Genomic DNA, 12812 nt, shown 5'->3' with positions numbered 1-12812 from the left:
GAGTAGCGAATAGGGCTGGTCGTGCAATCTCCCTATTCGCTATTCGCTACTCCCTATTCGCTGTTCTTCATTTGCCCGAACCGGCGATCTGGTCGCCGTCGCGGGTCAGGTAATAGGCGGCAAGGATGGGCAGCAGCGTCACCAGCACCACGACCATGGCGACGACATTGGTGACCGGACGCTGGCGTGGGCGGATCAGCTCTTCCAGCATCCAGATCGGCACGGTCTGCTGCTGGCCGGCGGTGAAGGTGGTGACGATGACCTCGTCGAAGGAGAGCGCGAAGGCGAGCATCCCCCCGGCAAGCAGAGCGGTGGCGATGTTGGGCAGCACGACGTGCCGGAAGGTCTGGAAGCCGTCGGCGCCGAGATCCATCGAGGCCTCGATCATTGAGCCGGAAGTGCGGCGGAAACGGGCGACCGCATTGTTGTAGACGACGACAACGCAGAAGGTGGCGTGGCCGAGCACGATCGTCCAGAACGAGAACGGGATGTCGGCTAGCGAGAAGGCCGAGCGCAACGCGATGCCGGTGATGATGCCGGGCAGCGCGATCGGCAGGATGACGAGCAGCGAGATCGTCTCGCGGCCGAAGAATTTCGTCCGTGACACGGCGGCGGCGCACAGCGTGCCCAGTATCAAGGCAATCGCGGTCGAGATGGCGGCGACACGGACCGAAAGCGACAGCGCCTGCCAGACATCCGGCCGGTTCCAGGTGACGGCGAACCATTGTGTGGTCAGCCCCGGCGGCGGCCAGACGAAGCTCTTCTCTTCCGTGGTGAAGGCGTAGACGAAGATCAACAAGATCGGCAGATGCAGGAACAGCAGGCCGCAGGCGGCAGCGATCTTGAGGCCGAGCGGAGCGGATTGCGAACCGTCAGAGCGCATCGAAGGCCCCCATGCGCTTGGCGCCCCAGAGATAGAAACCCATGATGACGATGGGCACGACGGTGAAGGCTGCGGCGAGCGGGATGTTGCCGGCTGTGCCTTGCTGCGAATAGACGGCCTGCCCGATGAACAGCCGCGATGTGCCGATGATCTGTGGGATGATGTAGTCGCCCAGCGTCAGCGAGAAGGTGAAGATCGAGCCGGCGACGATGCCGGGCAGCGCCAGCGGGAACAGCACGTTGCGGAAGGTCTGGCCCGGCGATGCGCCGAGATCGGAGGACGCCTCGACCAGATTGCCGGGCACGCGCTCCAATGCCGCCTGCACCGGCAGGATCATGAACGGCAGCCAGACATAGACGAAAGCGATGAAGGTGCCGGTGGCGGAGACCGACAAAGAGTTGCCGCCGACGACCGGCAGCGACAGCCAGCCATCGAGCACCCAGAGCAGATGCAATTTGGCGAGCAGCCAGGTCAAAATGCCTTCCTTGGCGAGGATCAGCTTCCAGGCGTAGATCTTGACGAGGTAACTCGACCATAGCGGCAGCATGATTCCGAGATAGAACAGCGCCTTCCAGCGGCCGCGGGCATAGCGCGCCGCATAATAGGCGATCGGGAAGGCGATGACGGCCGAGGCCAGCGTGACCAGCACCGCCATCGTCACCGTGCGCAGGATGATGTCGAGATTGGCGGGCTGGAACAGGTCGCCATAGGTCTTCAGCGTGAATTCGTGGTTGATGAGGCCGGAGAACTCGTCGATCGAGAAAAAGCTCTGCGCCAAGAGCGCGAACAGCGAACCGATATAGACGACGCCCAACCACAGCACCGGCGGCGCCAGCATGAGGAACAGCAGCAGTTGCGGCTTGCGCCAGAAAAGGTCCGACAGTGCGCCGCGCATGCCACCGCTGCCGGGCAGGATGGCGGGGGCGGAGGTTGAGTTGAGCGCGGCGATGGTCATGGGGCGACCGCGTGCTGAAGGAACCCTGAGAAGCCGCGTTCCTTCACACCCCCCTCTGTCCTGCCGGACATCTCCCCCTCAAGGGGGGAGATCAGCAGTTTCGCTGCCTCGCCAAATCCCCAACGTTGAAGATTGGCGAAACCGGGAGGAACAGCCAATCTCCCCGCTTGAGGGGGAGATGTCCGGCAGGACAGAGGGGGGTGCTTGGCGCAAACCTCAATCATGCCGGCTCGTCCATCAAATGCAAATGCTCGCGGTTGAACGTCAGCACCACCGCTTCGCCTTCCGCCGGCAGCTTTGTCCCGGCCGGCACGATGGCGTGCAGCCTCAACCCGTCGGCGTCGAGCGCCAGCTTGGTCGTAGCGCCGAGATAGTTGGTTCCGACCAGGCGCGCGGCAACGCCCTCGCCTTTGGCGGCGCGGCCGATGCGGATGGATTCGGGACGCAGGCTGCCCCAGCGGTGCTGGCCGGAATAGCGCTGGACGAAGTCCGGCGGCAGTACGTTGGAGGAGCCGACGAAATCGGCGACGAAGCGTGTCCTGGGCCGCTGGTAGATGTCTTCCGGCGTGCCGATCTGCATGATCTTGCCGTCATTGAAGACGGCGACGCGGTCGGCCATCGACAGCGCTTCGCCCTGGTCGTGGGTGACGAAGACGAAGGTGATGCCGAGCGCCTTCTGCAGCGACTTCAGCTCTTCCTGCATGTTCTCGCGCAGTTTGAGATCGAGCGCGCCGAGCGGCTCGTCGAGCAGAAGCACCTTGGGCTGGTTGACCAGCGCACGGGCCAGCGCCACGCGCTGGCGTTGGCCGCCGGAGAGCTGGCCGGGACGGCGGGCGCCATAGCCGGGAAGCCGCACCAGTGACAATGCCTCTTCCGCCGCCTTCTGCCGCTGCGGCTTGGCGATGCCCTTGACCATCAGCCCGTAGGCGACATTGTCCAGCACGTTCAAATGCGGGAACAGCGCGTAGTCCTGGAACACCGTGTTGACGTTGCGGCGATAGGGCGGCACGCCCTCGGCGCGGTCGCCGAAGATCGAGATCGAGCCCGAGGTCGGCTGCTCGAAGCCGGCGATGAGGCGCAGGCAGGTCGTCTTGCCGGACCCCGACGGACCGAGCATGGCGAAGAACTCGCCCGGCACGATATCGAGATCGACCGCATCGACGGCGCGCACGCTGCCGAAATGGCGAGAGACTTTCTGGAAGGAAACGGCCGATGTCATGGGCTGTCCGTCTGTTGCCGGTTTGTGTTCGTCGAAATAGCTCTTGCCGCCACCAATCAGGCCAGCGGGCACGGCACTTCACCTCCCCCTCGATGGGGGAGGTCGCGGCGAAGCCGCGGGTGGGGTGACTAGCACCGGACGTCAGCGTTGCCCCCACCCCGACGCTGCGCGTCGACCCTCCCCACAAGGGGGAGGGTTAAGGGAGCTCACCGCCCGCCGATGACGCCGATATAGTCGGACACCCAGCGGTAGTAGGGCACGCAGTGGTCGTTCTGGGTGGCGCACTTCGAGACCGGCGTCTTCCAGAACTTGATCTTGTCGAAGTTCTCGTAGCCGTTGGTCTTGCAGCCTTCCTCGCCGAGCAGCTCGTTGGCCTTGCAGGCAGCGGGCACCACGGGGAGCGAGCCGAACCAGGCCGAGACATCGCCTTGCACCTTGGGCGACAGCGAATGCTCAAGCCACATATAGGCGCAGTTGGGATGCGCGGCGTCGGCCTCCATCATGGTGGTGTCGGCCCAGCCGGTGACGCCTTCTTCCGGCACGGTCGAGGCGACCGGCTTCTTGGCGGCAACCAGCGTGTTGACCTGGTAAGGCCACGAACCGGAAGCGACGACGCCTTCGTTCTGGAAGTCGTCGACCTGGATGGCGGCGTCATGCCAGTAGCGGCCGACCAGCGTCCGCTGAACACGCAGCAGCTCGAGCGCTGCCTTGTACTGGTCTTCGTTCAGTTCGTACGGGTCCTTGATGCCGAGTTCCGGCTTGTGGAACATCAAATAGTTGGCGGCGTCGGCGATGTGGATCGGGCCGTCATAGGCCTGGACGCGGCCCTTGTTGGACTTGCCGTCCGGCAGGTTCATTTCCTCGAAGACGACGTTCCAGCTCTTGGGCGCTTCCTTGAAGACATCGGTGTTGTACATCAGGATGTTCGGGCCCCACTGATAGGGAACGCCGTAATGCACCTTGTCGACGGTGAACCAGGGCGCATCCTTCAGACGGTCGTCTACCGCCTTCCAGCTCGGGATGAGATCGGTGTTGATCGGCTGCACGCGCTTGCCGGCGACGAGGCGCAGCGAGGCATCACCCGAAGCGGTGACCAGATCGAAGCCGCCCTCATTCATGAGCGAGACCATCTCGTCGGAGGTGTTGGCGGTCTTGACGTTGACCTTGCAGCCGCTCTCCTTCTCGAAGGAGGTCACCCAGTCATAGCCCTTGTCGGTTTCGCCGCGCTCGATGTAGCCCGGCCAGGCAACGATGCTGACCTCGCCTTCGCCCTTGCCGAGCTCCTTGACCTGGGCGACAGCCTGACCGGAAAAGGTTAGCGCGACCGTCAAGGCGGTGCACGTCTTCAGAAATGAGTACATCGTCAATCTCCCATTTGGCGCCTGACTGCGAAGCGAGTCGCCGCCGCGGTCAGCCGCAGGCTGAAAAGCGTCAGTTCATCCGATGGCACGTTGCCGCTCTGATGGCGGCTTTCGTCCCTGACATGAAAAGTGCTCGGAAAATTCCGGTTTCGCAAATTCATTTATCAGAAACGCGATATCGGTTTTTCCGATAGATAACCACGTACCCTATCAACGCTGCTGGCGTACCATACGCTGCGACTGGGCAAGGCCGATGAAGTCGCGCGACGCCTGCGGCAGACCGGAGCCGCGGCGCCAGACCATGCCGACCTGGACGACCGGCAGGGAACCCGAAATGTCGCGCGATTCGATGCGGTCGCCTTCCAGCGACCACGGCCGGTAGACTAGGTCGGGCAGCAACGCCACGCCCGCACCTGTGGCGACGAGGCTGCGAACGGCTTCGACCGAGCGGGTGCGAAAGGCGACATGCGGCCTGGCGCCGATCGCCGCCAGAAGCTTGCCGGTGTTCTCCTCGATCTCGTCGACGGTCAGCATGATCAGCGGCTCGCCGGCAATGTCGCCTATGCCGATAATGTCGGCGCTGGCCAGCTTGTGGCCGAGCGGGACCCACAGCCGGTAGGCCGAGACCTCGAGGATTTCCGACTGCAGCGCGGTGCGGTCGCGCAAATTGGAGGTGACCATGACGGCAATGTCGAGCTTGCCGCCGATCAGCAGATGTTCGAGATAGTCCCCATTGTCCTCGATGGCCGAGACATCGACGCCGGGATAGGCGCGGCGGTAGCGCGCCAGCAGATCGGACAGCACATAGCCGGCGACCAGCGAGGTGACGCCGAGCTGCAGGCGCCCGCCGGCCACCACCTGGTCGTCGGAGAAAGCGCGGCGCGCATCGGAGACGTCGGCCAGGATCTTGGTCGCATGGCGCAGGAACTGGTGGCCTTTGTGAGTAATGTTGAGGCCACGTGGATGGCGCTCGAACAATTCGACGCCGAGATCGCTCTCCAGCTCCTTGATCGCCTCGGTGACCGAGGATTGCGAGATGGAGAGGTTTTGTGCGGCGCCCGACACCGTGCCTTGCTCGGCGACGGCAATGAAGAACTGCAGCTGGCGGATGGTGAAAGCCATGGCCGGACTAAACACCGGCGCGCCGGGGAAGGAAAGCCGAAGGCGGAGCTTATACCCATACGGCTTCAGGCGCCTCCTGGTCAGCCGAACCCGAGGCGCCGCCGGCAGGCAGGACCGTAGCGAAGCGCGAGCATGAACGCCGTCTCCAGCGCCAAAACGATGACGATGATGCGAAAGCCGATGGCATAGGAATCCCGGCCGCTGCCGCGCATAAGGTAGCCGGTGACGAGGAAGCCGGTGTTCCACAAAGTGGCGCCGAGCAGCGTCGCCGCCGCGAAGGGCAAGAGTGGAAGACGGAGCGCGCCGGCCGCGATCGGCAGATAGTTGCGAACCGTCGGGATGAACTGCGCCAGCAAGGAGACCCGGACATGATGGCGGCGATAGGCCTGACCAAGCTTGCTGTAGGTCGCATAGCGCAAGCAGACATATTTGCCGAAACGCTCGACCAGCCTGTCGGCACGATCCAAGCCAATCCGACGACCCAAACTATACCAGACAAGGCAGCCTGTGATGGCGGACAGCGTCGTCACCAGGAGCAGGATCGCCAGCGCCGGGAGATCGGGGGCTGCCGTCATGCCGAGGAACAGCAGCAGCACATGCGAGGGCGGCAGCGGCAGGATCTTTTCGGTGAAGGCGAGGCAGCCGACGCCGAGCAGGCCGAAGCCCAGGATCGCCGACAGTGGATCAGTCATGCGAAGCGCCAGTCATAGGTTTTGAGGTTCTTGATCCTGGACACCTTGTACACCGTCATACACCGTCGCCAGCGGAAAGTTGCGGAATGTCCGGCCAAGCCGGGTCCGCTTCCAGGTCGGAGCGCGCAAGCGTCCAGGCCATGAGGAAAGACAAGGCATCGTTTGCAGCATGGTGGCCTCATTGCTGATGCGGGCGATTCGCCCGGCCCGCATTTCGACGAGGCGCTGTTTGCGGCTGCCAAGTTGCGTGGACATTGCGAAGAGCGGATGATTGAAAAACAATTTTTCACCAGAACGACATCTTCTGCGGCCGGCGACGCGGCGCGCATGATGCACAACATCGCCTTCGTGGTATCGGGTGGCGGCATGGCCGGGATCGCGGCGCGCCAGTCGCTGGTGTTTGGCTAGGCGGCAGCAATGCTAAGGCGCGCTCCAGCCTCGGCAAGTGCCGAGGCAATGTCGCGCGGCGGCGGCTGGTCGGTGGCGAGTTCGGAAAACCCGTCGAAGCCGCAGACCTGGACCAGCCCCTGGCGGCCGAATTTGGTATGATCGGTAACGACCAGCGAGCGCTGGCCGCGCGACAGCACCATGCGGGCGAACTCCGCCTCTTCCAGATCGTAGTCGGCAAGGCCTGCGGCGGCATCGACGGCGCCTATCGAAATCACCGCGTGGCTGACCGAGAAGCGGCTGACGAAATCGATCGCCGAGGCGCCGAAGGCGGCCCCGGAATCGCTGCGCAATTCGCCCCCGGCCATATAGACCTTGTTGCCGTTGACGGTGGCCAGCGTGCGGGCGATATCGGACGAGTTGGTGACCACCGTCAGCCGCCGGTGGCCGAGCAGTTCGCGGGCCAGGAACGAGGTCGTGGTGCCGGTGTCCAGCATGACCGATTCACCGTCGCGAATGGTGGCAGCGACCATGCGGGCGATCAGCCGCTTGGCCTCGGCGTTGTCGCGCATGCGCCGCTCGAACGGCGCTTCGCCCGCCATCGACGGCAGGCCGATAGCGCCATGCATCTTCAAGACGGATCCGTTGCCGGTCAGTGGCTTGACATCCCGGCGCACCGTTTCAAGCGAAACCCCCAGCCGGTCGGCGAGGCTGGCAATGGTGACGGTGCCCTCTTCCTTGAGGAGGCGGAGGATTTCGCCATGCCGTTTCGAATGGATCATGTGGCTTCCTGATTTGCGGCCTGCCCGGTTTTAGGGCAATGCAGACGTTTTTAAAGGAATTGCTCGTGGTTTCGGGCAAAACACCCAAAAAAAGTCACAACATTTCATTGACAGATAAGCAGCACTAGCGTGACATTGATGGCGTGACAGGGCTTCGGAACTGCCACGGGAGGGTGATGGCAGAGCCGCATTTCACGGACCCGACCGTCTGGCCAGACCGTCTGGGATTGAACTGGCACAAAGTTTTTCAAATCCGCGGGGGCGGAGACCGGGTATCAAAACCTGGCCAGAGGGGCTCGTCGGTGCGGTGCGGGATAGGAGTTCCTGTGTCCCGCACCGACGAGATTTTTGCGCTTCCCCGAACCCTCGTTGCGCGGCGCTTGGCGCCTATCGAAGCTCCGCAAAAGTCAGGGATGGCCCCGTGACTGCTGAAGACCGCATCCGGGCCTTGCCTTGCTGGAATGGCAGCATCGACATTGCGCCGCTGCCGGGCGGCCTCAGCAACGCCAACTATCTGGTCAAGGACGCGGCCGGGCGGCATGTCGTGCGCTTCGGCCAGGACTATCCATTTCACCACGTCTTTCGCGACCGCGAGGTGATGACGGCCCGTGCGGCGCACGCCGCAGGCTTCGCGCCGGCGGTCCGCCATTCCGAACCCGGCATCATGGTCACGGAATTTCTCGGCGCGAAAACCTATGTTGCCGAGGACGTGCGCGCCAATATCGGCCGCGTCGCAGCCCTTATGCGCGGGTTCCATCGCGAGATGCCCAATCACATCTCCGGCGCCGGCTTCATGTTCTGGGTCTTCCATGTCATCCGCGACTATGCGCGAACGCTGAGCGAAGGCGGCAGCCGCAAGCGCGACGAGCTGCCCAGGCTGCTGGCTCTGGCCGACGAGTTGGAGCGGGCCCAGAAACTGCTGCCGATCGTCTTCGGCCACAATGATCTTTTGCCGGCAAATATTCTCGACGATGGCGACAGGTTGTGGCTCATCGATTTCGAATATGCCGGTTTCAACACCGCGATGTTCGATCTTGCCGGCGTTGCCTCCAACGCCGAGATGAGCGACGCGGAGTCCTTCACTTTCCTCACGGCGTATTTCATGCGCGAGCCGGATGAGGCGATCCGCCGCTCGCACGCGGCCATGCAATGCGCCTCGCTGCTGCGCGAGGCGATGTGGAGCATGGTTTCCGAACTTTACCTCGACGCGCCCGGCATCGACTACGTCGCCTACACCGCGGAGAACCTGACGCGGCTTGACGCGGCGCTGGACAATTACCGCACGAAATACGGGACACAGTCATGAGCTTGCCCACACATGCCGGCATCGTCGTCATCGGCGGCGGCATTATCGGCTGTTCGACGGCCTACCACCTGGCGCGCGACCACAAGGCCGATGTCGTGCTGCTGGAACAGGGCAAGCTAACCTCGGGTTCGACCTGGCACGCGGCCGGGCTGGTCGGCCAGCTGCGCTCGTCCGCCTCGATCACCCGCGTGCTCAAATATTCGGTCGAGCTCTACAAGGGGCTGGAAGCCGAAACCGGGCTCGCTACCGGCTGGAAGATGACCGGGTGCCTCAGGCTTGCGACCAATGCCGACCGCTGGACCGAATATAAACGGCTGGCGACGACGGCCAGGAGCTTCGGCATGGACATGCAGTTGCTGTCGCCGGGGGAGGTCAAAAAGATGTGGCCGCTGCTGGAGACCGGCGACCTCGTCGGCGCCTCCTGGCTGCCGACCGATGGGCAGGCCAGCCCCTCCGACATCACGCAGTCGCTGGCCAAGGGCGCGCGCATGCATGGCGCCAAGCTGTTCGAGGACGTCCGCGTTACCGGCTTTGACATGACGGACGGGCACATCACCGCGGTGAAGACCAACAAGGGCGACATTGCTTGCGACAAGGTGGTGAACTGCGCCGGGCAATGGTCACGCCAGGTCGGCGCGATGGCCGGCATTTGCGTGCCGCTGCAACCGGTCAAGCACCAGTACATCATCACCGAGAAGATCGACGGGCTGGCGACCGACGCGCCGACAATCCGCGATCCCGACCGCCGCACCTATTTCAAGGAAGAGGTCGGCGGGCTGGTGATGGGCGGCTATGAGCCGAACCCGCAGGCCTGGACGACCGGCCTGCCGGGCGGCGATGTCCCCGTTGACTGGGAGTTCCGGCTGTTCGACGACGACTACGATCATTTCGAGCAGCATATGAGCCAGGCGATCGCGCGCGTGCCGGCGCTGGAGACGGTCGGCGTCAAGCAGATGATCAACGGGCCGGAGAGTTTTACGCCGGACGGCAATTTCATCCTCGGTGTCGCGCCCGAATGCGCCAACATGTTCGTCGGCGCCGGCTTCAACGCCTTCGGCATCGCTTCCGGCGGCGGCGCCGGCTGGGTGCTGGCGCAATGGGTTGTCGATGGTGAAGCGCCGCTCGACCTTTGGGTGGTCGACATCAGGCGCTTTTCCGGCCTGCATCGCGATCGGCAATGGGTCAGCGATCGCACGCTGGAAGCCTATGGCAAGCATTACACGATCGGCTTTCCACATGAGGAGTATTTGTCGGGCCGGCCGCGCATCGTCTCGCCGCTCTATGACCGGCTGAAAGAGCACCGCGCGGTGTTCGGCTCCAAGCTCGGCTGGGAACGGCCGAACTGGTTCGCACCGCAGGGCACCAAGCCCGAAGACGTCTATTCGATGGGCCGGCAGAACTGGTTCTCAGCCGTCGGCGACGAGCACCGGCATGTGCGCGAAAAGGTCGGCATCTTCGACCAGTCGTCCTTCGCCAAATACGAAATGACGGGTTCGGATGCGGCTAAGGCGCTGGACTGGATCTGCGCCAACGATGTCGCCAAGCCGGTGGGACGGCTGACCTACACGCAGCTTCTCAACACGCGCGGCGGCATCGAGGCCGATTTGACGGTGGCCAGGCTCGCCGAAGACAAATTCTACATCGTCACCGGCACCGGCTTCCGCACGCATGATCTCTCCTGGATCGGCGACCATGTCGGCAAGGGCCTCGACGTGACGTTGAAAGATGTCACCGAGGATTTCGGCACGCTGTCGCTGATGGGACCGCGCGCCCGCGATGTGCTTTCGGCCGTCACCGACGCGGATGTCTCAAATGCCGCCTTCCCATTCGGCCATGTCAGCGAGATCGCTATTGCCGGTCACACGGTGCGGGCGCTGCGCGTCACCTATGTCGGCGAGCTCGGCTGGGAATTGCATGTGCCAATCGCCGCCACCGGCGAAATCTTCGACACGCTGATGGCGGCAGGCAAGCCGCACGGCATCCGGCCGATCGGCTATCGGGCGCTGGAATCACTTCGGCTGGAGAAAGGCTACCGCGCCTGGGGCTCCGACATCACCCCCAACGACACGCCTCAGGAGGCCGGCCTCGGCTGGGCGGTGAAGCTGAGGAAGAACACCGATTTCGTCGGCCGGCGGGCGCTCGAAAAGATCAGCGGCGCCGACCTGAAGAAACGCTTTGCCGGCTTCACGGTCGACGATCCCGATATCGTGCTGGTCGGGCGCGAGACGATTTTGCGCAATGGCGAACCGGTCGGCTATCTCACCAGCGGCGGTTATGGCTACACGCTGGCTAAGAACATCGGCTATGGCTATGTCCGCAACGCCGATGGCGTCAGCGACGATTTTCTCAGCTCAGGCGACTATGAGCTGGTGGTGGCGATGGAACGGACGCCGGCCAAGATCCATCTCGAGCCGATGTACGATCCGGCGATGAGCAAGATCAAAGCGTAGACGAAACCTGGATTAGCTCACACGAAGCACGAGGCCGCGGCTGGGCACGGTATCCGACTCGCCCGGCATCGAGACATAGGGCGCCGTCTCCTCGGCGCGGACAACCCTGCCCTCAGCCTCGAGCGCAGCGATGCGTTCGGCGAAGCCGGCGTTCCACAGCGTGTTCTTGACCGTCAGCACGATGATGCCGTCCGGCCGGCAGATGCGGATCAGTTCGTCCAGTCCCTCGGCGCCGACATGCCCGGAGGTGAAAACGCCGGCCGAGACGATGCCGGCATAGGCATTGTCGGCAAAGGGGAGCGGCCCGCCGAGCGCCAGGCAATGCAGTGCCGAATAGACGCCCTTTGCCGCCGCCTTGGCCAGCATGCCTTGCGAAATATCGAGCGCTTCGACCTGGGGATAGCCGGTAATGGCCAGCCACTCGCTGATCAGCCCGGTGCCGGCCCCGGCGTCGAGAAGCGGGGCCGCGCCGCGCGGCAGATGCCGTGCGAGCAGGGCCAGGCAGATCGTCGGATGGCAGTAGCCGGCGGCCGACATATCGGCATCGTAGGTTTCCGACCAATTGTCATAGATCGCGGCGACGTCCTCGGGCCGTTGCGCTGAATAGGCGGCGCCAAGCCCGCCATGATCCTTGTTGCCCGCCATGGCTGTTTCTCCGCCAGCTCGCTGCTCACCCTCGATCGGGATGATAGCCAAACGGCGAAAACTGTGGAACCGTTGTCGCAAGAAATAACACGCCAGGGGCAACAGGCATGGGGACCGACGAGGCACGCGCAACACTTGCAGCGATTCCGGCATTAGCGGGCTATGACGGACCGCTTGAGCGGCTGGGCGGGATGACCAATCTCGTCTTTCGGGCCGGCGATATCTGCCTGCGTATCCCCGGCAAAGGCACGGAGGAGTATATCAACCGCGCCAATGAAGCGGTGGCGGCGCGTGAGGCGGCCAAGGCCGGCGTCAGTCCCGAGGTGCTGCATGTCGACCCTGCGACAGGCGTGATGGCGAGCCGCTTCGTTGCCGGCGCCGAGACAATGTCGCCGGAGAAGTTCAAGCTGCGCGACGGCAGCCCGGCCCGCGCCGGCGAGGCCTTCCGCAAGCTGCACTCGTCAGGCGCGGTGTTCCCGTTCCGCTTCGAGCTGTTTGCGATGATCGACGACTATCTCAAGGTCTTGTCGACCAAGGACGTCGCCTTGCCGCCGGGCTACCACGACGTGGTGCGCGAATCCGCCACCGTGCGTGCGTCCCTTGCCGCGCATAGACTGCCGCTTGCCGCCTGCCATTGCGATCCGCTGTGCGAGAATTTGCTCGATACGGGCGAGCGGATGTGGATCGTCGACTGGGAATATTCGGGGATGAATGACCCGCTCTGGGATCTCGGCGACCTCTCGGTCGAAGGCCGGTTCGACACCGCGCAGGAGGAAGTGATGATGCGCGCCTATTTCGGCGGCGAGGCAAAACCGGCCGAGCGCGGCCGCGTCGTCACCTACAAGGCGATGTGCGACCTGTTGTGGACGCTCTGGGGCCTTATCCAGCTTGCCAACAACAACCCGGTCGAGGATTTCCGCGCCTATGCCGACGGCCGCTTCGCCCGTTGCAAGGCGCTGATGGAAACGCCTGAGTTTTCACGGCATCTGGCGGCGGTGCGCCAAGGTTAG

At 63.8% G+C, this 12812-nt stretch carries 12 protein-coding genes; 4 read left to right on the top strand and 8 right to left on the bottom strand.

Annotated features, from left to right (window positions below; genetic code table 11):
* Positions 1-67: 67 nt before the first annotated feature.
* The 6 genes from NKH54_RS06055 to NKH54_RS06030 form a co-directional block, all read right to left on the bottom strand.
* Entirely contained in the window at positions 68-883 is an 816-nt protein-coding gene (locus NKH54_RS06055; protein ID WP_023673416.1) for an ABC transporter permease, read from the bottom strand.
* Positions 873-1838 (bottom strand): ABC transporter permease, encoded by a 966-nt coding sequence (locus NKH54_RS06050; protein ID WP_023732489.1) that lies wholly within the window; start codon positions 1836-1838, stop codon positions 873-875. The genes NKH54_RS06055 and NKH54_RS06050 overlap by 11 nt, the downstream gene beginning before the upstream one ends.
* A gap of 220 nt (positions 1839-2058) precedes the next feature.
* Entirely contained in the window at positions 2059-3057 is a 999-nt protein-coding gene (locus NKH54_RS06045; RefSeq protein WP_023712605.1) for an ABC transporter ATP-binding protein, read from the bottom strand.
* Positions 3058-3263: 206 nt separating this feature from the next.
* Positions 3264-4418, bottom strand: coding sequence for an ABC transporter substrate-binding protein (locus NKH54_RS06040; protein ID WP_352521698.1), 1155 nt, complete (start codon positions 4416-4418; stop codon positions 3264-3266).
* Positions 4419-4628: 210 nt separating this feature from the next.
* Positions 4629-5540: a LysR family transcriptional regulator gene (locus tag NKH54_RS06035; protein ID WP_023673412.1), complete on the bottom strand. Its 912-nt coding sequence runs from the start codon at positions 5538-5540 to the stop codon at positions 4629-4631.
* Positions 5541-5620: 80 nt separating this feature from the next.
* A complete protein-coding gene (locus NKH54_RS06030; protein WP_352521699.1) occupies positions 5621-6232 on the bottom strand; it encodes a DedA family protein in 612 nt (203 codons plus the stop codon).
* A 162-nt stretch (positions 6233-6394) separates the two neighbouring features.
* Between NKH54_RS06030 and NKH54_RS06025 the strand changes: the two genes are divergently transcribed.
* Positions 6395-6640, top strand: coding sequence for a hypothetical protein (locus tag NKH54_RS06025; protein ID WP_352521700.1), 246 nt, complete (start codon positions 6395-6397; stop codon positions 6638-6640).
* Here NKH54_RS06025 and NKH54_RS06020 read toward each other — a convergent pair.
* The gene (locus NKH54_RS06020) at positions 6637-7401 is read right to left on the bottom strand and encodes a DeoR/GlpR family DNA-binding transcription regulator (RefSeq protein ID WP_023692636.1); all 765 of its coding nucleotides are present in this window, start codon (positions 7399-7401) and stop codon (positions 6637-6639) included. The genes NKH54_RS06025 and NKH54_RS06020 overlap by 4 nt on opposite strands.
* A gap of 421 nt (positions 7402-7822) precedes the next feature.
* On the opposite strand from NKH54_RS06020, the gene NKH54_RS06015 reads away from it, so the two are divergent.
* Together NKH54_RS06015 and NKH54_RS06010 are read left to right on the top strand one after the other, a co-directional pair.
* Complete coding sequence (locus NKH54_RS06015; RefSeq protein ID WP_023703531.1) at positions 7823-8707, top strand: phosphotransferase family protein; 885 nt, start codon at positions 7823-7825, stop codon at positions 8705-8707.
* A complete protein-coding gene (locus NKH54_RS06010; RefSeq protein WP_352537266.1) occupies positions 8704-11157 on the top strand; it encodes a GcvT family protein in 2454 nt (817 codons plus the stop codon). The genes NKH54_RS06015 and NKH54_RS06010 overlap by 4 nt, the downstream gene beginning before the upstream one ends.
* A 12-nt stretch (positions 11158-11169) precedes the next feature.
* Here NKH54_RS06010 and NKH54_RS06005 read toward each other — a convergent pair whose 3' ends face one another.
* The gene (locus NKH54_RS06005) at positions 11170-11802 is read right to left on the bottom strand and encodes a class I SAM-dependent DNA methyltransferase (protein WP_353027877.1); all 633 of its coding nucleotides are present in this window, start codon (positions 11800-11802) and stop codon (positions 11170-11172) included.
* A gap of 107 nt (positions 11803-11909) precedes the next feature.
* On the opposite strand from NKH54_RS06005, the gene NKH54_RS06000 reads away from it, so the two are divergent.
* Positions 11910-12812, top strand: coding sequence for a phosphotransferase family protein (locus NKH54_RS06000; protein ID WP_023823791.1), 903 nt, complete (start codon positions 11910-11912; stop codon positions 12810-12812).

The sequence above is a fragment of the Mesorhizobium sp. M1004 genome, from assembly GCF_040318795.1.
Taxonomy (GTDB): Bacteria; Pseudomonadota; Alphaproteobacteria; order Rhizobiales; family Rhizobiaceae; genus Mesorhizobium.
This window is presented reverse-complemented; position numbering and strand designations above follow the sequence as displayed.

Excerpts from the sequence above, each read along its gene's own strand:
- NKH54_RS06045 (WP_023712605.1), bottom strand. The coding sequence starts at position 3,057 with ATGACATCGGCCGTTTCCTTCCAGAAAGTCTCTCGCCATTTCGGCAGC.
- NKH54_RS06035 (WP_023673412.1), bottom strand. The coding sequence starts at position 5,540 with ATGGCTTTCACCATCCGCCAGCTGCAGTTCTTCATTGCCGTCGCCGAG.
- NKH54_RS06055 (WP_023673416.1), bottom strand. The coding sequence starts at position 883 with ATGCGCTCTGACGGTTCGCAATCCGCTCCGCTCGGCCTCAAGATCGCT.
- NKH54_RS06020 (WP_023692636.1), bottom strand. The coding sequence starts at position 7,401 with ATGATCCATTCGAAACGGCATGGCGAAATCCTCCGCCTCCTCAAGGAA.
- NKH54_RS06030 (WP_352521699.1), bottom strand. The coding sequence starts at position 6,232 with ATGACTGATCCACTGTCGGCGATCCTGGGCTTCGGCCTGCTCGGCGTC.
- NKH54_RS06040 (WP_352521698.1), bottom strand. The coding sequence starts at position 4,418 with ATGTACTCATTTCTGAAGACGTGCACCGCCTTGACGGTCGCGCTAACC.
- NKH54_RS06010 (WP_352537266.1), top strand. The coding sequence starts at position 8,704 with ATGAGCTTGCCCACACATGCCGGCATCGTCGTCATCGGCGGCGGCATT.
- NKH54_RS06050 (WP_023732489.1), bottom strand. The coding sequence starts at position 1,838 with ATGACCATCGCCGCGCTCAACTCAACCTCCGCCCCCGCCATCCTGCCC.
- NKH54_RS06000 (WP_023823791.1), top strand. The coding sequence starts at position 11,910 with ATGGGGACCGACGAGGCACGCGCAACACTTGCAGCGATTCCGGCATTA.
- NKH54_RS06005 (WP_353027877.1), bottom strand. The coding sequence starts at position 11,802 with ATGGCGGGCAACAAGGATCATGGCGGGCTTGGCGCCGCCTATTCAGCG.